We start from the raw sequence: 24,426 nt of genomic DNA, 5'->3' as shown, positions 1-24,426 counted from the left end.
GTGGTGCCCGGTGCCCGGATCCCGGGACGACAAAAGCCCCGGACTCCGAGAGCCCGGGGCTTTTCGTAGGTCTTGTCGATCAGGCGCGACCTACGGCTGCCGGACTCCCGGGGCCGTAGTAAAAGTAGAAGCGCTGGTCGAACACGCCGTCGAGTATGCCGCCGCAGCCGCCGCCGCGCAAGGAAACCGGTAAGGAAGGGACCCTTCCTATACACGAGGCGTGAGTAGGGGGCCCTTCCTTACACCGGGGGCGGCGCGGGGCGGGGATGTCGGGGCGGCGGCATAGACTCGCCCTGCGATGCATCCTCTCTTCGACATCCCCGCGTCCCCGTCCGCGCCCGAGCCCGACCGGGCGTTGCCGCCGCGTCGGCCGGCTCCCGGCCGCCTCGACCCCGCCGATCTGGTGGAGGGCCTCAACGGCCCCCAGCGGGACGCGGTCACCCACGCCGGTTCACCGCTGTTGATCGTCGCCGGTGCCGGTTCCGGCAAGACCCGGGTTCTGACCCACCGGATCGCATACCTGCTCGCCGCGCGGGACGTGCATCCCGGAGAGATCATTGCGATCACCTTCACCAACAAGGCCGCCGGTGAGATGAAGGAGCGGGTGACCGCCCTGGTCGGTCCGCGCGCCCGGATGATGTGGGTGTCCACGTTCCACTCCGCCTGCGTCCGGATCCTGCGTGCCGAGCACGCGCACGCCGGGCTCAAGTCCACCTTCTCGATCTACGACGCCGACGACTCCCGCCGGTTGATGCAGATGGTCACCCGCGAGCTCGACCTGGACCCGAAGCGCTATCCGGCGCGGGGTCTGGCGGCCCAGGTCTCCAACCTCAAGAACGAGCTGGTCGACCCGGAGACCTTCGCGGGCCGGGCGTCGGGGCCGAACGAACGGGCGCTGGCCGAGGCGTACACGCTGTACCAGCGACGGCTGCGAGAGGCGCACGCGCTCGACTTCGACGACCTGATCATGACCACGGTGCACCTGCTCCAGTCGCACCCGCACGTGGCCGAGACCTACCGCCGTCGGTTCCGCCACGTGCTGGTCGACGAGTACCAGGACACCAACCACGCGCAGTACGTGCTGATCAAGGAACTGGTCGCCGGCACCGAAGGGCTGGCTCCGGCGGAGCTGTGCGTGGTCGGTGACGCGGACCAGTCGATCTACGCCTTCCGGGGCGCGACGATCCGCAACATCCTGGAGTTCGAACGCGACTTCGGTGACGCCCGCACCATCCTGCTGGAGCAGAACTACCGCTCCACCCAGACCATCCTGAACGCGGCCAACGCGGTGATCGACCGCAACACCTCCCGCAAGCCGAAGCGGCTGTGGAGCGATGCCGGGGCGGGCGAGCAGATCGTCGGGTACGTCGCCGACACCGAGCACGCCGAGGCGGACTGGGTGGGTCGGGAGATCGACCGGCTGGTCGACGCCGACGAGGCCAGGCCGGGCGACGTGGCGGTCTTCTACCGCACCAACGCGCAGTCCCGCGTCTTCGAGGAGGTGTTCATCCGGGTCGGCCTGCCGTACAAGGTCGTCGGCGGGGTGCGCTTCTACGAGCGCAAGGAGGTCCGCGACGCGCTCGCCTACCTGCGCGCGGTGGTCAACGACGACGACACGGTGAGTCTGCGCCGGATCCTGAACACGCCCCGGCGGGGCATCGGTGACCGGGCCGAGGCGTGCGTGGAGGCACTGTCCAGCCGGGACCGCATCTCGTTCGGTGCGGCGCTGCGTCGGGCCAAGGACGCGCCGGGCATCTCCACCCGCGCCGCCAACGGCATCGCCGACTTCGTGGCACTGCTCGACTCCGCCCGGGAGGTGGCTGTTGACGGCACCCCGGAGGAGGTGCTGGAGGCGGTGCTGACCCGCTCGGGCTACCTGAGCGAGCTGGAGGAGAGCCTGGACCCGCAGGACGCGGGCCGGGTGGACAACCTCCAGGAGCTCGTCAGCGTCGCCCGGGAGTACACCGAACGGATCGAGGCGACCGGCGCGGAGGGGGAGCGGGCCACGCTGGCCGGCTTCCTGGAGCAGGTGGCCCTGGTGGCCGACGCCGACCAGATCCCTTCGGACGATCCCGAGCACCAGGGCGTGGTCACGCTGATGACCCTGCACACCGCCAAGGGGCTGGAGTTCCCGGTGGTCTTCCTGACCGGCCTGGAGGACGGTGTCTTCCCGCACCTGCGCTCGCTGGGCGACACCCGTGAGCTGGAGGAGGAGCGGCGGCTGGCGTACGTGGGCATCACCCGCGCCCGGCAGCGCCTCTTCCTGTCCCGGGCGGTGACCCGGTCGGCGTGGGGGCAGCCGGCGTACAACCCGCCGTCGCGGTTCCTGGAGGAGTTGCCGACCGAGTTGGTCCGTTGGGAACGCACGGAGGGGTCGTACACCTCCTGGGGTGGCGGTGGCGGCGGCGTGGGTGGTCGCGCGGACCGGGTGGGCGGCGGCTTCACCGGGGGTACGCCCCGCGCGGTCCAGCTGGCCCGCAAGCTCGGCGTGGACGGCAGCCGGCTGGCCACCGCGAGCGAGCTGCCCCAGGGCCCCAAGGTCTCCGCCGGGGACCGGGTCAACCACCAGCGGTACGGACTCGGCCGGGTGGTGACCGTGGAGGGCCATGGTCCGGGTGCCCGCGCGCAGATCGACTTTGGCGACCAGACGTTGTGGCTGGTGCTGCGGCACGCCCCGATCGAGAAGATCTGACGGACCGGTGCACCGGCCCGGGTGGGACCGGTGCACCGGGCGATCAGGTCAGCACGCCACGTCGATGCCGCGGGCGCGCAGGAACGGCGCCGGGTCGATCTGGTTCCACATCTGACCCTGGTGTACCTCGAAGTGCAGGTGCGGCCCGGTGGAGTCGCCGGTGGAGCCCTCCAGTCCGATGGTCTGGCCGGTGCTGACCTTCGCACCCACGTTCACCCGGGTGGTGCTCAGGTGGGCGTAGTGGGTGAGGTAGCCGTTGCCGTGGTCGATGACGACCGAGATGCCGTACCCGTCACCGACGTCGCCGGCCTTCGTGACGGTGCCCTTGGAGGCGGCCCGCACCGGTGTGCCGGCGGGCAGTGCGAAGTCGATGCCGGCGTGCAGTGTGCCCCACCGGGGGCCGTAGCACGAGGTGACGGCGGCGCCGGCCATCGGGATGACCCAGTCGGGCTTCGACGCGGTGCTCGTGGTGGTCTTCGGAGCGGCCTTGCTGGCCCTGGTCGCCGTCGGGCGGGGTTTCGCGGTCGGGCTCGCGCTGGGTGTCCTGGTCGGGCTCGCCGTCGGGGTCGGTGTCGGGCTCTCCGGCGTGGCCGGGGCGACCGACTCGCGGGCCGAGCGGTCGGCGCGGTCGGCGGCCTCCGCGCGGGCGGCGGCTTCGGCGCGGGCCTGCGCGTCGAGTGAGACGGGGCTCGGGGTGGGGCTGTCGTCGAGATTGGTCACGACGACACCACCGAGTCCGAGTCCCAGCACGGCGACCGCGCCGACGGCCAGCCGACGGCCGCGCCGGCCGATCCGGCGGCGGTGCCGGGCGGGAGCGTGGGAGAGCGTGCGGTTCGGGGTGGAGCTGTCGTCCTGCACGGAGCGGACCTCACTGGATCGAGGGGTACGTGACCTGGAAATCCTGGTGTCGGTCGGGTGCGTGTCGGGTACCGGGGTTCGGCGGGTGGATGGTGGCGGCGGGACGGCCGCCCGGTTCTGTCCCCGGTTGCCACCGGATGACCGGGTCGGTGCGTCGGCTGTGGTGTGCGCTCCGCCACAAAGCAGCCTGTGGCCTGGGACACTTTGCGTTCGGGCCGCGCACGCAAAACCGCCCGGATCGATCGATCCGGGCGGTCAACGGGTGCAACGGGGTGTCAGGACTCCGTTACCTCGCTGTAGATTGCCTCGACTTGCAGCTTGATGTCCACTCCGCGCTCCTGGAGCCAGGGCACCGGGTCGAGCGGCTTGCCCTTGACATGGATCTCCAGGTGCAGGTGGACCCCGTAGGAGTGGCCGGTGTTGCCCACCAGGCCGAGCTGGTCGCCGGCCTTGACCTGCTGGCCTTCCCGGACGCTCAACGCCGAGGAGTGGCCGTAGATCGCCTCGCTGCCGTCCGGGTGCTGGACGATCACGGCGTTGCCGTACCCGCCGAACCAGCCGGCCTTGGTGACGGTGCCCTCGTGGATCGAGACGTACGGGGTGCCCTCCGGTGCGACCAGGTCGATGCCGGTGTGCAGCTTGCCCCAGCGCATGCCGTAGGGGGAGTTGAAGTCGTAGCCCTGCAGCGGCAGCAGCCAGACGCCGGAGTCCTCGACGCTCTCCGGGGCGCTGCGGCCGTCCCGGGAGGGCCGCTCGGCGGCGTCGGCGCGCTCGGCAGCTCCCTGGCTGCTGACGGCGGCCTGCTTCAGCTCGTCGAGCACCGACTGTTCGACGCTCTTGGCGTCCGGCAGTGCGCCGGCGCCCAGTGCCACCACGCCGGCACCGACGAAGGCGGTGGTGACGACTGCGGCGTAACGGCTACGTGGGGGGGTGGGTACGCGGCGGCGACCGCGATATCGATCGGGCTCAGACGACAGGCGCTGGCGCACGCACACCCTCCGTTGTCGGGGTTCCGAAGCGTTCGGCCGCCGTCCGGATCAGTGATCCGTCCGTCGGCTGGTCGCGTCGTCACCCGTCCGCAAACCTGATGACAACCGTGGACACGGTAGCCAACCGTCAGTCGCCCCACAAGCCGGAGCGCCGAACTCGTTGCACCTTTCTGTCCCTTTCCGTCCATTAATGTCATGGCTCGCGGCACTAGTGGGCTGCCCTCGTTATCGTCCGTTCGTCGCAGACCGTGACCGATCGGCGGAGTCGTCCTCCTTGACCCGAGCCGCGTCGGTCGTGCCTGTGTGTGAGGTCGTCGTGGCGGCGGGTCCGTCCTCGGGTCCCGGCCCCGGTTCCCCGGAATCCGTGGCGCGGGTTACCGTTCGTTCAGGTGAAAGCCCCGGAGCCGGTGAAAGGGATGCGCTGATGAGCTCTCGTGTTCGGGTCGTCGTCGCCAAGCCGGGCCTGGACGGCCACGACCGTGGGGCCAAGGTGGTGGCCCGCGCTCTCCGCGACGCCGGCATGGAGGTCATCTACACCGGCCTGCACCAGACCCCGGAGCAGATCGTGGAGACCGCCATCCAGGAGGACGCCGACGCGGTCGGTCTCTCGGTGCTCTCCGGCGCGCACATGACGCTGTTCCGCCGGGTGCTCGAACTGCTGGGCGAGCGCGACGCCCGGGACATCGTGGTCTTCGGCGGGGGCATCATCCCGGACGCGGACATCCCGGAGCTGGAGCAGATCGGCGTGGCCAAGATCTTCACGCCGGGCGCGACCACCCAGTCCATCGTGGAGTGGGTCCGTAGCAACGTCGCCCAGCCGGTGAGCTGACCCGGACGAGCGGACCCGGGGGCCGACGCGAGAGTCGGGTACGGGGACGTGGGGCGAATGCGGGCAAGGGGAGGGGCCGGACGCACCCCTCACACGTCCGGCCCCTCTATGCACGATGCCCCGCCGCCACCCCTCGACCGACAGGGCATCGGCCGCTTGCGTCCTCGCGCCGTTCAGCGCTCCGACACCTGACTCAACGAGGCCCTGCCAACCGGGTTACGCGCCGACGTCCGGTTCCCTGCCAGGCCCGCCGAGATCGCTCGAACGGGTGACATCGGGGCGGCCGCTGCGGCGTGGCGCACACCGGTGACACAGCGTCGGTGGTGGCTGTGGATTACCGCACACCCCGCACCCGCTCGGTTGCCGCCCGTGCCGACATCGTTAGGCTGCGCCCAATGGACCTCGCACCACCTCCGCCCACGGTCCGACGGATCCACCGGGTGGGTGCGGTGCGCGAGCGCCGTGCGGTTCGGGCCGTGCGAGGTTCAGCGGTCTGCGTCAACTTCGACTGATGTCAGGCACCGCACTGTTTACTTTCCATACGCTGGTGGCGGCGCGACGGTGCGCCGCGGAGACGGGACGGGACGCGCAATCGTGGACCTGTACGAATACCAGGGGCGGGACCTGTTCGAGCGGCACGGTCTTCCCGTGCTCGCCGGCGGCGTTGCCACCACCCCGGAGGAGGCCCGCGCGATCGCCGATCGCCTCGGCGGCCGAGTGGTCGTCAAGGCGCAGGTGAAGGTCGGCGGGCGAGGCAAGGCCGGCGGCGTCAAGCTCGCCGAGGGCGCGGAGGAGACGGTGGCCCGCGCCACCGACATCCTCGGCATGGACATCAAGGGCCACACGGTCCACAAGGTCATGATCACGGTGACCGCGGACGTGGCCGACGAGTACTACTTCTCGTACCTGCTGGACCGGGCGAACCGCACCTTCCTCTGCATCGCCAGCGTGGCCGGCGGCATGGACATCGAGCAGGTCGCCGCGGAGACCCCGGACAAGGTGGTCAAGGCCCCGATCGACGCCGTCAAGGGTGTCGACGAGGCCAAGGCCCGGGAGATCGTCACCGCAGCCGGCTTCCCGGCCGATCTCGCCGACCAGCTCGTCGACGTCGCGGTGGGGCTCTGGAAGGCGTTCGTCGCCGAGGACGCCACCCTGGTCGAGGTCAACCCGTTGGCCAAGACCGGTGACGGCACGCTGCTGCTGCTGGACGCCAAGATCTCGCTGGACGAGAACGCCGGCTTCCGGCACCCGGACCACGAGGCCCTGGTCGACCAGGCGACCGTGGACCCGCTGGAGCAGGCGGCCAAGGAGAAGGACCTCAACTACGTCAAGCTCGACGGCGAGGTCGGCATCATCGGCAACGGCGCGGGCCTGGTCATGTCCACGCTCGACGTGGTCGCGTACGCCGGTGAGCGGCACGGCGGTGTCAAGCCGGCCAACTTCCTCGACATCGGCGGTGGCGCGAGCGCCGCGGTGATGGCCAACGGCCTGGAGATCGTGCTCTCCGACCCGTCGGTCCGCAGCGTCTTCGTCAACGTCTTCGGTGGCATCACCGCCTGCGACGAGGTCGCCAACGGCATCATCCAGGCGCTGGCCCTGTTGGAGCAGCGCGGGGAGCAGGTCACCAAGCCGCTCGTCGTGCGGCTCGACGGCAACAACGCCGAAGCTGGTCGGGCGATCCTCGACAGCGCGAACAACCCGCTCGTGCAGCGGGTCGACACCATGGACGGCGCGGCCGAGCGGGCCGCCGAGCTGGCGGCTGCGGGGGTCTGACAATGGCTATCTGGCTGACCAAGGACTCGAAGGTCATCGTCCAGGGGATGACCGGTTCCGAGGGTTCCAAGCACACCCGGCGGATGCTCGCGGCCGGCACCAACGTCGTCGGCGGCGTGAACCCGCGCAAGGCGGGCACCACCGTCGACTTCGACGGCACCGAGCTGCCGGTCTTCGCCAGCGTCGCGGACGCGATGAAGGACACCGGTGCCGACGTCACCGTCATCTTCGTGCCCCCGCAGTTCACCAAGGGCGCGGTCATCGAGGCGATCGACGCCGAGATCCCGCTGGCCGTGGTGATCACCGAGGGCGTGCCGGTGCACGACACCGCCGCCTTCTGGGCGTACAACACGGGCAAGGGCGAGCGGACCCGGATCGTCGGGCCGAACTGCCCCGGCATCGCCTCGCCGGGTGCCTCCAACGCCGGCATCATCCCGGCCGACATCACCGGCAGCGGCCGGATCGGCCTGGTCAGCAAGAGCGGCACGCTGACCTACCAGATGATGTACGAGCTGCGGGACATCGGCTTCTCGACCTGCGTCGGCATCGGTGGCGACCCGATCATCGGTACCACGCACATCGACGCGCTGGCCGCGTTCGAGGCCGACCCGGACACCGACGCCATCGTGATGATCGGTGAGATCGGCGGCGACGCCGAGGAGCGGGCGGCCGAGTACATCAAGGCCAACGTCACCAAGCCGGTGGTCGGCTACATCGCCGGCTTCACCGCCCCGCCCGGCAAGACCATGGGGCACGCCGGTGCGATCATCTCCGGTTCGGCGGGCACCGCCGACGCGAAGAAGGCGGCGCTGGAGGCGGTGGGTGTCAAGGTCGGCAAGACCCCGACCGAGACCGCCAAGCTGATGCGCGAGATCATGTCCGCCGGCTGAGCCGGTACGACAGTCTTCGAGGGGCCGACCGGAAGGTCGGCCCCTCAGCGGTTCCAGTACGGGTAGTTGCCCGTGGCGGACAGGATCAGGCTGACCACGATGTTGACCACACCCAGACCGATCGAGACGTAGCCCAGCACCGGGGACTGCCGGTAGCGGCGCGCGTCGCGGATCGACAGCCAACCGAAGACGATGCCGAGGATGCCGCAACAGAGCACCCCGGTCACGATGCCCAGCACGCCCCACAGGGTGGTGCGGTCCCGGCCCGCCGGTGGCGGCGGGGGCGGTGGATACGGAGCGTTCACGGCTTCCCTCCGGACACTAACTGCCGCGACGTCGGCCACGGCTCTGAGCCGAGGCTAGACCGGAGCCCCTTGCCGGCACGGCGGATCAGGCGAACTCACCTCCGGACGGGGTGGTGTCGGACAGCCGAGGCGGCCCCGACATGCCAGAGTAGAGACGATGTCCTCCGTCACCCCTGACCAGCCCCGCCGGGCCACCGACGCCCGTGGGGTCGGCGCCCGGCCACCCGGTCGTGCCGGCCCGCCCCGTCGGGTACCGGTGCAACGGGGCACACCCGGCGGCCGCCGTCACCCGCCCCTCGCGGTCGCCGCGCTGGTGGCGGCCGGTGGGGCCGCGCTCACCTCCTGGTTGCCGGTGGTGCTCGTGCTCTGGTTGTTCCAGCTCAGCGAAGGCGCCGCCACCCCGCTGGGCGCGATCCGCGCGGGCGCGGCCGGTTGGCTGCTCGGGCACGGCGTACCGCTGGAGACCGCCGCCGGCCCCCTGGGCCTGGCCCCGCTCGCGGTCACCGTGCTGGCGATCTGGCGGCTCACCCGGGCCGGCGTGCACGCCAGCCGCGCGGTCGGCGCACGCGGCGACCGGTCCCCGGGCCGCACGGTCGCCGTCGCGGCGGCGGTCGGCGTCGGATACGCCCTGATCGGCCTGCTCGCCGCGCTGCTCGTCGATTCCGGTGGCACCGGTGTGTCATGGCCACGGGCCGGCGTGACGCTCGCGGTGCTCGGCACGCTCGCCGCGGGTCTCGGCGCGGCCCGGACCACCGGGCTGGCCGAGGTGCTCGCAGGGCAGCTGCCGGGGCCGGTACGCGAAGGGGTCCGTGCCGGTCTGGTGGCCGCGTTGGTGCTGCTCGGCGCGGGAGCCGCCGGGGCGGGACTGGCCGTGGCGACCGGCGGGGGCGACGCGGCCGACCTGATCGGCGCCTACCGCACCGGTGTGGCCGGGCAGGCTGGCATCACGCTGGTCAGCCTGGCGTACGCGCCCAACGCCACCGTCTGGTCCACCAGCTACCTGCTCGGGCCCGGTTTCGCCGTGGGCACCGACACGGCCGTCCGCACCAGCGAGGTCTCCGTCGGCGCGCTACCGGCGCTGCCGTTGTTCGCCGGGCTGCCGAGCGGGCCGGTCGACGGGCCCGCCTCGATCATGGTTCTCGCGATGCCGGTCCTGGTGGGTATGGCCGCCGGTGGGCTGCTGGCCCGCCGGTTGATCCGGTCGGCCGGGGCGGACCGCGCTCCGCTGCGCTGGCGGCGTCTGCTGGTGCCGGCCGTACTCGTCGGTCCGGTGGCCGGGGTGCTGCTGGGGGTGCTCGCGGAGGTCTCCGGCGGACCGCTCGGTGCCGGTCGGCTGGCCGAGGTCGGCCCGGTCGGGTGGCAGGTGGCGCTGGCCGCGACGCTGATCACGGGCGGTGGGGCGGTGCTCGGTGCGGGGGCGGTCCGCTGGCTCACCCGACGCGCCGTCTAGGCCTGCCGCAGGGCGGCCAGACCTCGACAGCGGGCCTGCTCACGACGAGGGGCGCCCCGGTCGTCCGGAGCGCCCCTCGCGTACTGCTGGTTCAAAGTCGCGGCACGGCGTAGTTCACCGCGATCAGCACGACATAGAGCAGGCCCAGCAGCAGGCCGATGCCGCCGCAGATCAGGCCGGTGAGTGCCTGCCCCGGGTTGCCGGCCAGGCCCTGGTCGACCTTCTGCTTGCCGAGCCAGCCGGTGATGACCGCGGCCAGACCCAGCGGAATACCGAGGTAGCAGCAGTTCAGCGGGATCGACGCGATGCCCAGGATCATCGCCACCAGCGCGAGGGTGTTCTGCTGGCCGCCGTGGCCGACGAAACCCGCGTGCGGGTACATCGGCGCGCCGCCGTACGGCTGCGGGGCGTACGGGTCCTGGTAGGGCTGGCCGTAGGGGTGCCCCGACGTCGGCGGCTGCCCGTAGGCCGGGGGCTGACCGTACGCCGGCTGTCCGGCGGGCGGTGCAGAGTACGGATCGTAGGGCTGCCCCGAGGTGGGCGGCTGCTGGCCGTACGGGTCGACCTGCTGGTACGGATCGACCTGCTGGTACGGGTCTGCCTGCTGGTACGGGTCGACCGCGGGCGTGTGCGGCTCCGGTGTGGCGTACGGGTTGGCCGGCGGAGGTGCGTAGGGATTGGCCGCCGGTGGCGCGTACGGGTTGTGCGGAGGTGGAGCTGTCGGATCCCCGTACGGCTGTTGCTGGCCGTACGGGTCCTGACCGGGGTTACCGGGTTGCATGTGGTTCCGTTACTCAGGCGTTCGAGCCGCTGAGCGAACCGAGGACGCCACCGCCCAGGCAGCAGAGCAGCACGATCACGAGCCACGCGACACCGACGATGATGGCCCACTTGGACCACTTCTTCGACTCGGCGGACGCGGCCTGGGCACCGGCGTAGTCACCCTGCTGGAGCAGCTGGTTGACCTTCGAGGCGTTGATGATGGCGGGGATCGCCAGCGGCCAGAACAGGAAGATGGCGACGATCGACATCGTCATGTTGTTGTCGACCTGCTGGGGCGGCTGGGACGGGTATCCGGGCTGCATGGTGACGAGCTCCTCACGTACGTGTCGCTGACGGGTGCGGGCCGGACATGCGCCGGTCCCAAGCGACCGGCAGCGTACCCGGTCTGTGCGACTTCGGTGGTCGGCGAAGGGTCGGCGGCCCATCGGGTGGGCACCGGACCAGCGCTGATTCGCCGCCGGATAGGGTGTGCCGGTGACCGAGCCCGCCCGCATCGTCGTCCTCGTCTCCGGCTCCGGCAGCAACCTGCAGGCGCTGCTGGACGCGACCGCCGACCCGGCGTACGGGGCCCGGGTGGTCGCGGTGGGCGCGGACCGCGACGGCATCGCCGGGCTGGACCGGGCCGCCGCCGCCGGGGTGCCGACCTTCGTGGCGAAGGTCAAGGACCACCCGTCCCGCGAGGAGTGGGACGCGACGCTCACCGAGCAGGTCGCCGCGCACCGGCCCGACCTGGTCGTCTCCGCCGGGTTCCTGAAGCTTGTCGGTTCCCGGTTCCTCGCCGCCTTCGGCGACCGCTACCTGAACACGCACAACACCCTGCTGCCGGCTTTCCCCGGCATCCACGGCCCGCGGGACGCGCTCGCCTATGGCGTGAAGGTCACCGGGGCGACGCTCTTCTTCGTCGACGCCGGAATGGACACCGGCCCGATCGTGGCGCAGGTGGCGGTGCCGGTGCACGACGACGACGACGTGGACACGCTCACCGAGCGCATCAAGGAAGCCGAGCGGCAGCAACTCGTCGAGCAGGTGGGCCGGCTGGTCCGCGACGGCTGGACGATCACCGGGAGAAAGGTCACAGTTCCGTGAGTTCCATCGAGGACGGGCGCCGCCCGATCCGGCGGGCACTGGTCAGCGTCTACGACAAGAGCGGTCTGGTCGACCTGGCCAAGGCCCTGCACGCCGCCGGGGTGGAGATCGTCTCGACCGGCAGCACCGCGTCGACGATCGCCGGTGCCGGCGTACCGGTGACCGCCGTGGAGCAGGTGACCGGCTTCCCGGAGATCCTCGACGGCCGGGTGAAGACCCTGCACCCGAAGATCCACGGTGGACTCCTCGCCGACCTGCGCAAGGACACCCACGTCGCCCAGCTCGACGAGCACGGCATCGCCGGGGTCGACCTGCTGGTCTCCAACCTCTACCCGTTCCAGCAGACCGTCGCCTCCGGCGCCAGCCAGGACGAGTGCGTCGAGCAGATCGACATCGGCGGTCCGGCGATGGTGCGTGCCGCCGCCAAGAACCACGCCTCGGTGGCCGTGGTGACCGACCCGGCCGCGTACCCGCTGCTGGTGGCCGCGCTCGACGGCGGTGGCTTCACCCTGGCGCAGCGGCGGGCGCTGGCCGCCCGCGCCTTCGCCGACATCGCCGAGTACGACGTGGCGGTCGCCGACTGGTTCGCCACGTCCCTGGCCCCGGCCGCCGACGGCGGGCCGGAGTTCGCCGGGCTGGCGCTGCGGCGGCAGGCGGTGCTGCGGTACGGCGAGAACCCGCACCAGGGCGCGGCGGTCTATGCGGACCCGGCGAGCCCGCCCGGCCTGGCCCAGGCCGAGCAGTTGCACGGCAAGGAGATGTCCTACAACAACTACGTCGACGCCGACGCCGCCTGGCGGGCCGCGAACGACTTCGCCGACCAGCCGGCGGTGGCCGTCATCAAGCACGCCAACCCGTGCGGGATCGCGGTCGGCGCGGACGTGGCCGAGGCGCACCGCAAGGCACACGCCTGCGACCCGGTCTCCGCCTTCGGCGGCGTCATCGCGGTGAACCGTCCGGTCTCGGTCGAGCTGGCCGGGCAGATCGCCGAGATCTTCACCGAGGTCGTGGTGGCGCCCGGCTACGAGCCGGGGGCCGCCGAGGTGCTCCAGGCCAAGAAGAACATCCGGCTGCTGCGGGCACCGGAGTTCCGTCCGCCGTCCACGGAGTGGCGGCAGATCACCGGCGGCGTGCTGGTGCAGGAACGCGACGCGGTCGACGCCGAGGGCGACGACCCGGCGACCTGGCGGCTGGCCACCGGTGACGCGGCCGACGAGGCGACCCTGGCCGACCTGGCCTTCGCCTGGCGGGCGGTGCGCGCGGTGAAGAGCAACGCGATCCTGCTGGCGCAGGACGGCGCCACGGTCGGTGTCGGGATGGGGCAGGTCAACCGGGTGGACTCGGCGCGACTGGCGGTCAGCCGGGCCGGTGCCGACCGGGCGCGGGGCGCGGTGGCGGCCTCGGACGCGTTCTTCCCGTTCGCCGACGGCCCGCAGATCCTCATCGACGCCGGCATCCGGGCCATCGTGCAGCCGGGCGGCTCGATCCGGGACGAGGAGGTGATCGCCGCCTGCAAGCAGGCCGGCGTCACCATGTACCTCACCGGCACCCGGCACTTCTTCCACTGACCCGCCGCCGCGCGACCGGCGGCGCCGTGTGCGCTTGCGGCTGTGATGTTAGGAAGGGTCCCCTGCTATACACCAGGCGTTAGCAGGGGACCCTTCCTTACACCGATCGCAGCTCGGCGAAATGACAGGCGGACGGGTGCGGGTCGGCGGCCCGTGGCACCGCCTGCGGATCCTCGACGGCGCAGATCTCCTGGGCCTTCCAGCAGCGGGTCCGGAAGTGGCAGCCGCTCGGCGGGTCGGCCGGGCTCGGCACGTCACCGTGCAACCGGATCACCGTCCGATGCTCCCGGGCGTCCGGGTCCGGCACCGGCGCGGCCGAGAGCAGTGCCTGTGTGTACGGGTGGGTGGCGCGCTGGTAGATCTCGTCCTCGGTGCCGATCTCCACGATGCGGCCCAGGTACATCACCGCGATCCGGTCCGAGATGTGCCGCACCACGGACAGGTCGTGCGCGATGAAGATGTACGACAGCCCCAACTCGTCCTGGAGTTGCTCCAACAGGTTGATCACCTGGGCCTGGATGGAGACGTCCAGCGCGGAGACCGGCTCGTCGCAGACGATCACCTCGGGCCGCAGCGCGAGTGCCCGGGCGATGCCGATGCGCTGCCGCTGACCGCCGGAGAACTGGTGCGGGTAGCGGTTGACGTGTTCCGGGTTCAGCCCGACCACGTCGAGCAGCTCCTGCACCCGCCGGTCGCGACTGCCCTTCGGGGCCGCCTCGGGGTGGATCTCGAACGGCTCGCCGATGATGTCGCCGACGGTCATCCTCGGGTTCAGCGAGGTGTACGGGTCCTGCATGACCATCTGCATGTTCCGGCGGATCCGGCGCAGCCGGGCGCCGGAGGCGGCGAAGAGGTCCTGCCCGGCCAGGGTGGCCCGCCCGGCGGTCGGGCGTTCCAGCCGCATCAGCAGCCGGGCCAGGGTGGACTTGCCGCAGCCGGACTCGCCGACGATGCCCAGCGTCTCGCCCCGGCGGAGCTGGAAGCTCACCCCGTCGACGGCCTTCACCGCGCCGACCTTCTTCTGGAACAGCACCCCCTGCGTGATCGGGAAGTGCTTGACCACGTCGTCGACGTCGAGGAGCGTCTCGCCGCGCACGGTGGTGGGCTCAGTCGGCGCGGTCATCACGTACCTCCTGCGCGAAGTGGCACGCACTGGTCCGGCCGTCGCCGAGGACCAGGTCGTGCGGTACCTCGTCCACACAGACCTGCTGCGCGTACGGGCATCGGGGATGGAAGGGACAGCCGCTGGGGATGCGCATCAGGTTCGGCGGCAGGCCCCGGATGGTGGAGAGCCGCCCGCCGCGCTGGTCCAGGCGCGGGATCGACGCCAGCAGCCCCTTGGTGTACGGGTGGGCAGGTGCCCGGTACAGCGACCGCACGTCGGCGTGCTCGACGATGCGGCCCGCGTACATGACGGCGATCCGGTCGGCCACGTCGGCGACCACGCCCAGGTCGTGGGTGATCAGGATCATCGCCATGTCCAGGTCCCGCCGCAGGTCGGCGAGGAGGTCCATGATCTGCGCCTGCACGGTGACGTCGAGCGCGGTGGTCGGTTCGTCGGCGATGAGCACCTTCGGTTCCATGGCCAGCGCCATCGCGATCATCACGCGCTGGCGCATACCGCCGGAGAACTGGTGCGGATAGTCGCCCAGACGTGCGTCGGCGGCCGGGATCTGCACCAGGTCCATCAACTCCACCGCGCGGCGACGGGCGTCGGCCCGGGACATGCCGAGCCGCTGGCGCAGCGTCTCACCGATCTGCCAACCGACCGGGAAGACCGGGTTCAACGCGGAGAGGGCGTCCTGGAAGATCATCGCGATCTCCTTGCCCCGCACCTGCCGGCGTTGCTCCTTGGGCAGGGTGAGCAGGTCGCGCCCCTGATAGAGGATCTGTCCGGAGCTGACGTGCGCCGGTGGGCTGTCCAGGATGCCCATCACCGCCTGCGCGGTGACGGACTTCCCGGAGCCCGACTCGCCCAGCACCGCCAGGGTCTCGCCCGGATCCAGGTGGTAGCTGACCCCGTTGATCACCTTGGCCACCCCCTCGCCGGTGCGGAACTCGATGTGCAGGTCCCGTACCTGGAGCAGGTGGCCGCCGGGCGGGGTGGGGGTGGCCGGGGTCGGTGGCGTCGTGGTCATGTCGGTCACCGCAGCTTCGGGTCGAACGCGTCGCGGATGGCGTCGCCCAGCATGATGAACGCCAGTACGGTCAGGGCCAGGAACGTCGACGGGACGACCAGCGGTGTCGCCGACTCCCGCATGTGCACCCGACCGTTGTTGATGTCGATGCCCCAGGAGATGGTGGGCTCCCGCAGGCCGATGCCGAGGAACGAGAGTGTCGCCTCGGCGGCGATGAACGAACCGAGCGCGATGGTCAGCACCACGATCGCCGGGGCGAGCGCGTTCGGCAGGATGTGCCGCCACATGATCCGGCCGTTGCCGGCGCCCAGCATCCGGGCGGCGGACACGTAGTCCTGCTCCCGAGCGGTGATCACCGACGAGCGGACCACCCGGGCGGCGGTGGTCCAGCCGAGCACCGCGAGCACGAAGATGACGGCACCGACGCGTACCGTGGCGCTGTCGCTGGCGACCCGCTTGAGCAGCACGATCGCGGCCAGCAGCAGGGGGATGCCGAGCACGATGTCGATCACCCGGGAGAGCACCGCGTCGACCCAGCCGCCGAAGTAGCCGGCGAGCATCCCGACGACCAACGCGATCACCCCGGTGAGCAGCGCCGAGAGGGCGCCGACCAGCAGGGACGCGCGGGCGCCGTAGACCGCGCGGGCGTACGTGTCGCAGCCCTGGAAGTCGTACCCGAAGATCGCCCCGCCGGACGGGGCGGCGTGCTGCCGGGACAGCACGCAGTCGCCCGGATCGTTGCCGGTGAAGAGCCCGGGCGCGGCGGCCATCGCGGCCACCAGCAGCACCAGGAACAAGCTGATCCAGAAGATCGGCTTGCGGCGCAGGTCGCGCCAGGCGTCCCCGGCCAGGCTGCGCGGCTTGCGGGGACGGCCGACCTGATCCGGCGCGCCCGGCTCACCCGACGGCCCCCGTCGCGCGGCCTGGTTCTCCGTCGCCGCGACGGTCTCGAAGTCACTCATGCCGTCCCCTCGCTGCGCTCGGTGCCGGCATTTCCGCTGAGCTGATGATTCGTTCGCTGGCGCTCACTCATGCCGTCCCTTCGCTGCGCTCAGTGCCGGCATTTCCGCTGCGCTGGCCGATTCGTTCGCTGCGCTCACTCATGCCGCCCCCTCGCTGCGCTCACACATAGCGGATCCTCGGGTCCAGGACGGCGTACAGGATGTCCACCACCAGGTTGGAGACCAGGTAGACCACGACGAGCACGCTGACGATGCCCACCACCAGCGGGCCGTCCTCGGTGCGGATGCCGCGGAACAGGTTGAAGCCGACGCCGGGGATGTTGAACACGCCCTCGGTGATGATCGCGCCGCTCATCAGGTTGCCCACCTCGACGCCGAGGAAGGTGATCACCGGGATGAGCGAGTTGCGCAGCACGTGCACGCTGACCACCCGCCGGTTCGGCAGGCCCTTGGAGCGGGCGGTACGCACGTAGTCGGCGCGCAGGTTCTCGGCCACCGAGGTACGGGTCAGCCGCAGCGCGGTGGCCAGCGAGAGCGAGCCGAGCACGATCCCGGGCAGCAGCAGGGAGCGGAAGTCGGGGTCGGCACCGGCGGTGGGTGGGAAGACCTGCCACCGGACGCCGAGGAAGTACTGCGCGAGCGGCGCGAGCACGATGGTCGGGATGCCGAGCACCAGCAGCGTCAGCAGCAGCGTGGCGTTGTCGAAGATGCTGGCCCGTCGGATGCCGGCGAGGACGCCCGCGGTGACTCCGAAGATCACGGCGACCGCGAGAGCGATCAGCGCCAGTTTGATGGTGACCGGCCAGGCGGTGGCGAGGATGTCGCCGATCGACCGGCCGGTGAGCGATTCGCCGAGGTCGCCACGGAGCAGGTTGGAGAGGTAGTCGACGTAGCGGTAGAAGAAGCCGCCGACCCCGGTCGCGTCGAGGTGGTACTTCTCGGTGAGGTAGGCCCGTTGGGCCTCGGTCACCGGACGTTCACCGGCGAGCGCCTGGATCGGGTCGCCCTGGCCGGCGAACATCAGCGCGTAGACGATCAGCGTGGTGCCGAAGAAGGCCAGGACCATCTGAAGCAGGCGCCGCACGATGAAGCGGAACATACTAGGCAGTCTCCCCAAAAAGGGCGAACCCCGTGGCGGGTCGGGTCACCTCGACCCGACCCGCGCCCGTGGTCGTTACGAGACGGCCTCGATCTGGATCAGGTCGACCCGGTCGAAGAGGTCCATCTCCACGTTCTTCACCTTGGTCGAGTGACCGAAGTTGTTCTGCCCGAAGCGCAGCGGCACCACCGGCATCTCCTCGGCCAGCAGGTCCTCGGCCGCCTGGTACTTCTCGATCGCCTCGTCCTCGCTGGGGGCGCTGGCGCCCTCGGCGAGCAGCTTGTCGAACTCCGGGTTGCGGTAGCCGTAGTAGTTCGACGAACCGTTCGAGCTGTAGAGCGGGCCCAGGTAGTTCTCCATGGACGGGTAGTCCATGATCCAGCCCATCCGGAACAGGCCGACCGGCTGCTTGGCCTTGACCTTGGTGAGCAGGTCGGCGAACTTCGGCTCGGCGTTGCCGACGCAGTCCACACCCAGGTTGGCCTTGAGCTGGTTGCAGGTGGCGTCGATCCAGTCCTTGTGCCCACCGTCGCCGTTGTACGACAGGGTGATCTGCGACGGCCCGCCTGCGGCCTCGTACAGCGCCCTGGCCTTGATCGGGTCGAACTCGCCCGGTGAGCCGACCGTGTTCTCCCGGTAGCCGGCGACCACCGGGGAGACGAACGAGCGGGCCGGCTGCTGCGAGTCCTTGAAGATCGACCGGGTGATCTCCTCACGGTCGATCGCCATCGAGATGGCCTTGCGGACGTCCGGGTTGCTGTACTCCTCCTGGAAGGTGGGGAAGGCCAGGAAGTGCAGCGACGACGCGGGACTCTGCTGGAACCGGTCACCCAGGTCGGTGGCGGCGGTGGAGAGATTCTCGGTCGGGATGGTCTTGATCACGTCGAGGTTGTCCGACAGCACGTCCGCGTACGCGGCGGTGAGCTGCTGGTAGATCCGGAACTCGACGCCGGCCACCTTCGGCTGCTCGCCGGGGAAGGCGTCGTAGCGCTCGACCTCGACCTTGGCGTCGTGCTGCCAGGTGCCCTTCATCTTGAACGGACCCTGACCGATCGGCGCCTGCTCGTACCCCTCGGCCAGCTCGCCGGGAGCGGAGAACGCGGCCTCCGGCAGCGGGTAGAAGGCGGTGTACCCGAGCATCGCGGTGAACTCGCTGTACGGCTGGGACAGCGTGACGGTGAAGGTGTCGTCGTCGACCTTCTTCAGCCCGCTGAGCGTGGTGGCCTTCGGGTCCTCGCCCTGGAGGTCGTCGTACCCGGCGATCTTCTCGAAGAAGTAGCTGGAGTTCTGCCCGTTCGGGGCGTACGCGCCGTAGTTCCAGGCGTCGATGTAGTTGTCGGCGGTGACGTCCTCGCCGTTGTGGAACGTGTAGCCGTCCTTCAGCGTGATCGTCCAGGTGGTGTTGTCCTCGGACGTGATCGACTCGGCCGCCACCGCGTACGGCTTGTGGGCCTCGTCGTAGTCGACGAGCGGGCTGAACAGGGCGGCGAGCACCTGGGAACCGCTCGTCTCGTTGGTGTTGGTCGGCACCAGGTGCTGCGGCTCGGCGATCTCGATCCGCACGGCCGCGTTGGGGTCGCTCTCACCGGAACCGCTGCCGCCCGAGCCGCAGGCCACCAGGCCCAGGGTCACCGCGAGCGGGAGGGCGGTCCAGGCGGCGAGCCTACGAACGCGCATTGAGCCTCCTCATCTCATTACGCTGCGCTATTGAGCCCGACATTGAGGTGACTCTGCGCAACGCTGGGCAACGGTAGGTCGTGCACCGGGACTCGGCAACGTGCCGGTCTCGAAGGGGTAACAGAACGAGGGCGTACAGGTTGGCGAGGGCTTGTCGGCGTGCTAAGTCGAACCGCCCAAAGCGTCGGCGGCGCGCGGATGCTTGCGACGGTTGAGGGGCGTGACGCAGTGGTCGACGCCTTCTCGGGGCCGGACGAATCGATCGTCGGGTTGCGGGTGTTCGTGCGCCCGTTGTCCGGAGCCGTCGTGGCCGGCGGCACAAGCCGTCACTCCGAGTGAGGAACGACACCTTACGGAAAGTAGTTTCGTGGTCCGCGTCGTCGGCCCGCCAGGTCGGGGGAGGCGACGGTGGTGGGCGTGAGACGATCAGGTCGTGACGGCGACGCTTCTGGACGGCAAGGCGACTGCGGCGGAGATCAAGGACGAGCTGCGGACGCGGGTCAAGGCCCTGGCGGAACGGGGGACCGTGCCGGGGCTGGGCACGGTCCTGGTCGGCAGCGACCCCGGTTCCCAGGCGTACGTCAACGGCAAGCACCGCGACTGCGCCGAGGTGGGCATCGCCTCGCTGCGGCGGGAGCTGCCGGCCGACGCGACCCAGGAGCAGGTCGACCAGGCCGTGGCGGAGCTCAACGCCGACCCGGCATGCCACGGCTACATCGTCCAGCTGCCGCTGCCGGCACACCTGGACACCCAGCGGGTGCTCGAACTGATCGACCCGGACAAGGACGCCGACGGCCTGCACCCGGTCAACCTGGGTCGGCTGGTGCTCGGCTACGACGCGCCGCTGCCGTGCACCCCGCGCGGCATCGTGGAACTGCTCCGTCGGCACGAGGTGCCGCTGCGCGGCGCCAACGTCGCGGTGGTGGGCCGGGGCAACACCGTCGGGCGTCCGCTCGGGCTGCTGCTGACCCGGCGCAGCGAGAACGCCACCGTGACGCTCTGCCACACCGGCACCCTCGACCTCGCCGCACACACCCGTGCCGCCGACATCGTCATCGTCGCGGCCGGCGTACCCGGCCTGCTCACCGCCGAGATGGTCACCCCGGGCGCGGTCGTGGTCGACGTGGGCATCACCCGGGTGATCGGCTCCGACGGCAAGGGTCGCTACACCGGCGACGTGGACCCGGAGGTCTTCGAGGTGGCAGGCAAGGTGGTGCCGATGCCCGGCGGGGTCGGTCCGATGACCCGCGCCATGCTGCTGACCAACGTGGTCGAGCGGGCCGAACGCGGCTGAGGTGACGGAAGGCCCATAACCGTCCGCCCCTGCCCTGCCCGGTGCCAGGATGGCTGATACCGTCCGGAAAACCGACTGGTAGCAGGGAGTGGGACGACCATGGGTAAGAAGGTCACTGTCGTCGGCGCCGGATTCTACGGCTCCACCACCGCGCAGCGCCTGGCCGAGTACGACGTCTTCGACACCGTCGTGATCACCGACATCATCGAGGGCAAGCCCGCGGGCATCGCCCTCGACCTCAACCAGTCCCGTGCGGTCGAGGGTTTCGAGACCAAGGTCGTCGGCGTCACCACCAGCCCGACCGGCGAGGGTTACGAGGGCATCGAGGGCTCCGACGTCGTCGTCATCACCGCCGGCCTGCCGCGCAAGCCGGGCATGAGCCGGATGGACCTGCTGGAGACCAACGCGAAGATCGTGCGCCAGGTCGCCGAGAACGTCGCCAAGTACGCCCCGAACGCCGTCGTCATCGTGGTCTCCAACCCGCTGGACGAGATGACCGCGCTGGCCCAGATCGCCACCCAGTTCCCGCGTAACCGGGTGCTCGGCCAGGCCGGCATGCTCGACACCGCCCGGTTCTCCAACTTCGTCGCCGAGGCGCTGGAGGTACCGGTGAAGTCGGTGAAGACGCTGACCCTGGGGTCGCACGGCGACACCATGGTCCCGGTGCCGTCGCAGAGCAGCGTGAACGGCAAGCCGCTGCGTGAGGTGATGCCGGCCGAGCAGATCGAGGACCTGGTCGTCCGCACCCGTAACGGTGGGGCCGAGGTGGTCGCCCTGCTCAAGACCGGTTCGGCGTACTACGCCCCGTCGGCCGCCGCGGCGCGGATGGCCAAGGCCGTCGCCGAGGACTCCGGCGAGGTCATGCCGGTCTGCGCCTGGGTCGACGGCGAGTACGGCATCTCCGGTGTCTACCTGGGCGTGGAGGCGGCGATCGGCGCCGAGGGCGTCAAGCGGGTGGTCGAGACCGACCTGGACGCCGACGAGCTGGCCAGCCTCAAGGAGGCCGCCGAGGCCGTCCGCGCCAAGCAGGCCGACGTCGTCAACATGTAACCCCGACCTTCCACCCAGCGCCCCACGCCCTCTCCCGGTCGTGGGGCGCTGCGCTGTCTCCACCCCCGGGTTGATCAAGAAGTTTGCGTCTCCGAATCGCTCTTCGGCAATGCAAACTTCTTGATCAACTCGACTGGTCGATGAGGGTGGTCAGGGCGTCCAGGATGCGGGTCAGGCCGAACGTGTAGGCGTGGTCGGGGTGGTAGGCGGCGTTCTGGGCGGTGCCGGCGGCGGCGCCGACGCGTACGGCGGTGGGGTATTGCTGTTCGTCGAGGACCTGGGCCAGGAGGGGGGCGTTCGCTGTCCACCACTGCTCGTCGGTCCAGGCGCTCTGCTGTCGAGCGGAGCGCGCCTCGGCCGCCGAGCGGGCCGCGGCCCGGACGAAGTCGAGGACGAAGGTCAACGCGGCGTCCCGGGTGACGTCGTCCAGGCCGGTGTCGTCGAAGGCGCGCAGCTCGTGCTCGTACTTGGCCATCAGGCCCGGCCCCAGCGGCGGGCGACCGGTGGCGACCTCGGCGGCCCAGGGGTGGGCGGTGAAGAGCTCCCGGTTGTCCTGCGCGAGCGCCGCCACCCGCACCCGCCACGGCTGGTCGGAGAGGTCCGGCCGGGGCATGTCCGCATAGATCGCGTCCAACATCAGGTCGAGCAGCTCGGCCTTGCCCGGCACGTACGTGTAGAGGGTCATCGGTGCCACGCCGACGGCCTGGGCGAGCGCTCGCATGGTCACCGCGTCCAGCCCCTCGGCGTCGGCCAGCGCGATGGCGGCCATCACGATCTCGTCCAACGAGCGGCCCTGGCGGGGGCCGCGGCGCGGGGGGTCGGCGTCGGGCTGCCGCCAGAGCAGGCGCAGCGTGTGGGCGGGATCGCCGCCTCCGGTGTGATGGTCGGGCACTCTCCGATCTTTGCAGGCCAAATCTCTGTACGCAGTACGATGTACAATGTACGGAGTAAGTTTCCGCAAGGTGGGAGAGCGCATGCAGATCACCGGTTCGGCCATCTCGCTCAACGTCGAGGACGTGACGACGTCGGCCGAGTTCGTCAAGCAGCACTTCGGGTTCCGGGAGGAGATGTCGGCCGACGGGTTCGTCTCGCTGGCCCGGGACGGGGTCGGCTTCAACCTGATCTTCCTGCGTACGGGCCTGGCCAGCCTCCAGCCCCCGAGCCTGAAGGATCAGCGGGCCGAGGGCCTGCTCGTCGTCTTCGTGGTGGACGACATCGACACCGAGTACGCCCGCCTCCAGGCCGCCGGTGTGCCGATCGTCACCGAGTTGCAGACCGAGCCCTGGGGGGAGCGGTTCTTCCAGGTCACCGACCCCAACGGGGTGATCCTGCAGGTGGTCCAGTGGCTGCACGGCACCGAGCAGGCCGACTGATCCACCGCGCATGCGCCGGGTCTGGCGGGGTAACTCCCGTCGGGCCCGGAGGCCGCGTCCGGCACCTGCCCGTCGGCGAACGGGTGGCCGCGATGTTTCCGCTCGGGGCGGATCCAGTACGCTCGTACTGCTTGAGCATGTGTCCCCTGAGAGGAGCGCCGGCCGATGGCGAAGATCAAGGTAAACAACCCGGTCGTGGAGCTCGACGGCGACGAGATGACCCGGATCATCTGGAAGCAGATCCGCGAACAGCTGATCCTGCCCTACCTCGACGTCGACCTGCACTACTACGACCTGTCGATCCAGCACCGTGACGCCACCGACGACCAGGTGACCGTCGACGCCGCGAACGCCATCAAGGAGCACGGCGTCGGCGTCAAGTGCGCCACGATCACCCCGGACGAGGCCCGGGTGGAGGAGTTCGGGCTGAAGAAGATGTGGCGGTCGCCGAACGGCACCATCCGCAACATCCTCGGCGGCGTCGTCTTCCGCGAGCCGATCATCATGTCCAACGTGCCGCGGCTCGTCCCGGGCTGGACCAAGCCGATCATCATCGGCCGGCACGCCCACGGCGACCAGTACCGCGCCACCGACTTCGTGGTCCCCGGCCCGGGTACGGTCACCATCACCTACACCCCGGCCGACGGGTCGGACCCGGTCGAGATGGAGATCGCCAACTTCCCGGGCGGCGGTATCGCCATGGGCATGTACAACTACGACGACTCGATCCGGGACTTCGCGCGGGCCTCGTTCCGCTACGGCCTGGACCGCGGCTACCCGGTCTACATGTCCACCAAGAACACGATCCTCAAGGCGTACGACGGCCGGTTCAAGGACATCTTCGCCGAGGTGTTCGAGAACGAGTTCAAGGCGGAGTTCGACGCCGCCGGCCTCACCTACGAGCACCGGCTCATCGACGACATGGTCGCCGCCGCGCTCAAGTGGGAGGGCGGCTACGTCTGGGCGTGCAAGAACTACGACGGTGACGTGCAGTCGGACACCGTCGCGCAGGGCTTCGGCTCGCTCGGTCTGATGACCTCCGTGCTGCTCTCGCCCGACGGCCGCACCGTCGAGGCCGAGGCCGCGCACGGCACCGTCACCCGGCACTACCGGCAGTGGCAGAAGGGCGAGAAGACCTCCACCAACCCGATCGCCTCGATCTACGCCTGGACCCGGGGCCTGGCCCACCGGGGCAAGCTGGACGGCACCCCGGCGGTCACCGAGTTCGCCAACACCCTGGAGGAGGTCATCGTCTCCACGGTCGAGAGCGGGCAGATGACCAAGGACCTCGCGCTGCTCATCTCGCGGGACGCCCCGTGGCAGACCACCGACGAGTTCATGAACACGCTCGACGAGAACCTGGCCCGCCGCCTGGCCGCCTGAGTTCCGTCCGTATCCGCGAGCCCGCCGGCCGACCGCCGGTGGGCTCGCGGCTCTCTGCGGCGGGCTCGCCGACGGTCGCCGGTGGCGGGCTAGCGGGCTCCGGCGGCGCGGCGCGGGCGGACACGCCGTGCGGCGTCACCCGCTCCGGCGCGCCTCGTTGACCAGGGTGGACGAGATGCCAGTCCCGTCCTGGAAGGTTGACCGTCGCCGCCGCGCGGCACGCGTGC

The 24,426-nt window shown here is 70.6% G+C and carries 22 protein-coding genes; 11 read left to right on the top strand and 11 right to left on the bottom strand.

The genetic code is table 11. The annotated features are described in order from the left end of the window. Positions 1 to 298 precede the first annotated feature (298 nt). Positions 299 to 2,692, top strand: a complete 2,394-nt coding sequence (gene pcrA, locus HUT12_RS27845) for a DNA helicase PcrA (protein WP_176095201.1) — start codon at positions 299 to 301, stop codon at positions 2,690 to 2,692. Between the two features lie 48 nt (positions 2,693 to 2,740). On the opposite strand, the gene HUT12_RS27840 is transcribed toward pcrA, so the two are convergent. Next, positions 2,741 to 3,550 (bottom strand): M23 family metallopeptidase, encoded by an 810-nt coding sequence (locus HUT12_RS27840; RefSeq protein WP_176095200.1) that lies wholly within the window; start codon positions 3,548 to 3,550, stop codon positions 2,741 to 2,743. Positions 3,551 to 3,825: 275 nt separating this feature from the next. Further along, positions 3,826 to 4,539, bottom strand: coding sequence for a M23 family metallopeptidase (locus HUT12_RS27835; protein WP_131056218.1), 714 nt, complete (start codon positions 4,537 to 4,539; stop codon positions 3,826 to 3,828). 424 nt (positions 4,540 to 4,963) lie between these two features. Between HUT12_RS27835 and HUT12_RS27830 the strand changes: the two genes are divergently transcribed. From HUT12_RS27830 to sucD, 3 genes are all read left to right on the top strand, one after another. Next, positions 4,964 to 5,368, top strand: coding sequence for a cobalamin B12-binding domain-containing protein (locus tag HUT12_RS27830; RefSeq protein ID WP_131056220.1), 405 nt, complete (start codon positions 4,964 to 4,966; stop codon positions 5,366 to 5,368). A gap of 594 nt (positions 5,369 to 5,962) precedes the next feature. Continuing rightward, positions 5,963 to 7,141, top strand: a complete 1,179-nt coding sequence (gene sucC, locus HUT12_RS27825) for an ADP-forming succinate--CoA ligase subunit beta (RefSeq protein ID WP_131056222.1) — start codon at positions 5,963 to 5,965, stop codon at positions 7,139 to 7,141. A gap of 2 nt (positions 7,142 to 7,143) precedes the next feature. Further along, positions 7,144 to 8,031 (top strand): succinate--CoA ligase subunit alpha, encoded by an 888-nt coding sequence (gene sucD / locus HUT12_RS27820; RefSeq protein WP_176095199.1) that lies wholly within the window; start codon positions 7,144 to 7,146, stop codon positions 8,029 to 8,031. 44 nt (positions 8,032 to 8,075) lie between these two features. Here sucD and HUT12_RS27815 read toward each other — a convergent pair whose 3' ends face one another. Then, positions 8,076 to 8,336: a DUF4190 domain-containing protein gene (locus tag HUT12_RS27815; protein WP_131056226.1), complete on the bottom strand. Its 261-nt coding sequence runs from the start codon at positions 8,334 to 8,336 to the stop codon at positions 8,076 to 8,078. Between the two features lie 157 nt (positions 8,337 to 8,493). Here HUT12_RS27815 and HUT12_RS27810 point away from each other — a divergent pair, with 157 nt between their 5' ends. After that, the gene (locus tag HUT12_RS27810; RefSeq protein ID WP_176095198.1) at positions 8,494 to 9,786 is read left to right on the top strand and encodes a DUF6350 family protein; all 1,293 of its coding nucleotides are present in this window, start codon (positions 8,494 to 8,496) and stop codon (positions 9,784 to 9,786) included. A 91-nt stretch (positions 9,787 to 9,877) separates the two neighbouring features. On the opposite strand, the gene HUT12_RS27805 is transcribed toward HUT12_RS27810, so the two are convergent. Together HUT12_RS27805 and HUT12_RS27800 are read right to left on the bottom strand one after the other, a co-directional pair. After that, a complete protein-coding gene (locus tag HUT12_RS27805; RefSeq protein ID WP_131053274.1) occupies positions 9,878 to 10,567 on the bottom strand; it encodes a DUF4190 domain-containing protein in 690 nt (229 codons plus the stop codon). Between the two features lie 13 nt (positions 10,568 to 10,580). Then, entirely contained in the window at positions 10,581 to 10,871 is a 291-nt protein-coding gene (locus tag HUT12_RS27800; RefSeq protein WP_131053273.1) for a CD225/dispanin family protein, read from the bottom strand. A gap of 172 nt (positions 10,872 to 11,043) precedes the next feature. Here HUT12_RS27800 and purN point away from each other — a divergent pair, with 172 nt between their 5' ends. Continuing rightward, positions 11,044 to 11,655: a phosphoribosylglycinamide formyltransferase gene (gene purN, locus HUT12_RS27795; protein WP_131053272.1), complete on the top strand. Its 612-nt coding sequence runs from the start codon at positions 11,044 to 11,046 to the stop codon at positions 11,653 to 11,655. Further along, complete coding sequence (purH, locus tag HUT12_RS27790) at positions 11,652 to 13,223, top strand: bifunctional phosphoribosylaminoimidazolecarboxamide formyltransferase/IMP cyclohydrolase (protein ID WP_176095197.1); 1,572 nt, start codon at positions 11,652 to 11,654, stop codon at positions 13,221 to 13,223. Before purN ends, purH begins: the two co-directional genes overlap by 4 nt. Before the next feature lie 97 nt (positions 13,224 to 13,320). On the opposite strand, the gene HUT12_RS27785 is transcribed toward purH, so the two are convergent. The 5 genes from HUT12_RS27785 to HUT12_RS27765 form a co-directional block, all read right to left on the bottom strand. Next, a complete protein-coding gene (locus HUT12_RS27785) occupies positions 13,321 to 14,346 on the bottom strand; it encodes an ABC transporter ATP-binding protein (RefSeq protein ID WP_131053270.1) in 1,026 nt (341 codons plus the stop codon). Then, positions 14,330 to 15,361, bottom strand: coding sequence for an ABC transporter ATP-binding protein (locus HUT12_RS27780; RefSeq protein ID WP_176095196.1), 1,032 nt, complete (start codon positions 15,359 to 15,361; stop codon positions 14,330 to 14,332). Before HUT12_RS27780 ends, HUT12_RS27785 begins: the two co-directional genes overlap by 17 nt. A 5-nt stretch (positions 15,362 to 15,366) precedes the next feature. Then, a complete protein-coding gene (locus HUT12_RS27775) occupies positions 15,367 to 16,323 on the bottom strand; it encodes an ABC transporter permease (RefSeq protein ID WP_176095195.1) in 957 nt (318 codons plus the stop codon). A 160-nt stretch (positions 16,324 to 16,483) separates the two neighbouring features. Beyond that, a complete protein-coding gene (locus tag HUT12_RS27770; protein WP_176095194.1) occupies positions 16,484 to 17,422 on the bottom strand; it encodes an ABC transporter permease in 939 nt (312 codons plus the stop codon). A 75-nt stretch (positions 17,423 to 17,497) separates the two neighbouring features. After that, the gene (locus HUT12_RS27765) at positions 17,498 to 19,099 is read right to left on the bottom strand and encodes an ABC transporter substrate-binding protein (protein WP_176095193.1); all 1,602 of its coding nucleotides are present in this window, start codon (positions 19,097 to 19,099) and stop codon (positions 17,498 to 17,500) included. Positions 19,100 to 19,532: 433 nt separating this feature from the next. Here HUT12_RS27765 and HUT12_RS27760 point away from each other — a divergent pair, with 433 nt between their 5' ends. Together HUT12_RS27760 and HUT12_RS27755 are read left to right on the top strand one after the other, a co-directional pair. Continuing rightward, positions 19,533 to 20,393 (top strand): bifunctional methylenetetrahydrofolate dehydrogenase/methenyltetrahydrofolate cyclohydrolase, encoded by an 861-nt coding sequence (locus tag HUT12_RS27760; protein ID WP_176095192.1) that lies wholly within the window; start codon positions 19,533 to 19,535, stop codon positions 20,391 to 20,393. Between the two features lie 99 nt (positions 20,394 to 20,492). Beyond that, positions 20,493 to 21,443, top strand: coding sequence for a malate dehydrogenase (locus HUT12_RS27755; RefSeq protein WP_131053264.1), 951 nt, complete (start codon positions 20,493 to 20,495; stop codon positions 21,441 to 21,443). 124 nt (positions 21,444 to 21,567) lie between these two features. Here HUT12_RS27755 and HUT12_RS27750 read toward each other — a convergent pair whose 3' ends face one another. After that, on the bottom strand, positions 21,568 to 22,335 hold the full coding sequence (locus HUT12_RS27750; protein ID WP_236145737.1) for a TetR/AcrR family transcriptional regulator: 768 nt from the start codon (positions 22,333 to 22,335) through the stop codon (positions 21,568 to 21,570). Between the two features lie 82 nt (positions 22,336 to 22,417). Here HUT12_RS27750 and HUT12_RS27745 point away from each other — a divergent pair, with 82 nt between their 5' ends. Together HUT12_RS27745 and HUT12_RS27740 are read left to right on the top strand one after the other, a co-directional pair. Beyond that, positions 22,418 to 22,816 (top strand): VOC family protein, encoded by a 399-nt coding sequence (locus HUT12_RS27745; RefSeq protein ID WP_131053262.1) that lies wholly within the window; start codon positions 22,418 to 22,420, stop codon positions 22,814 to 22,816. A gap of 165 nt (positions 22,817 to 22,981) precedes the next feature. Continuing rightward, positions 22,982 to 24,199: an NADP-dependent isocitrate dehydrogenase gene (locus HUT12_RS27740; protein ID WP_131053261.1), complete on the top strand. Its 1,218-nt coding sequence runs from the start codon at positions 22,982 to 22,984 to the stop codon at positions 24,197 to 24,199. Positions 24,200 to 24,426 lie beyond the last annotated feature (227 nt).

It is taken from the genome of Verrucosispora sp. NA02020 (assembly GCF_013364215.1).
Classification (GTDB): Bacteria; Actinomycetota; Actinomycetes; order Mycobacteriales; family Micromonosporaceae; genus Micromonospora.
This window is presented reverse-complemented; position numbering and strand designations above follow the sequence as displayed.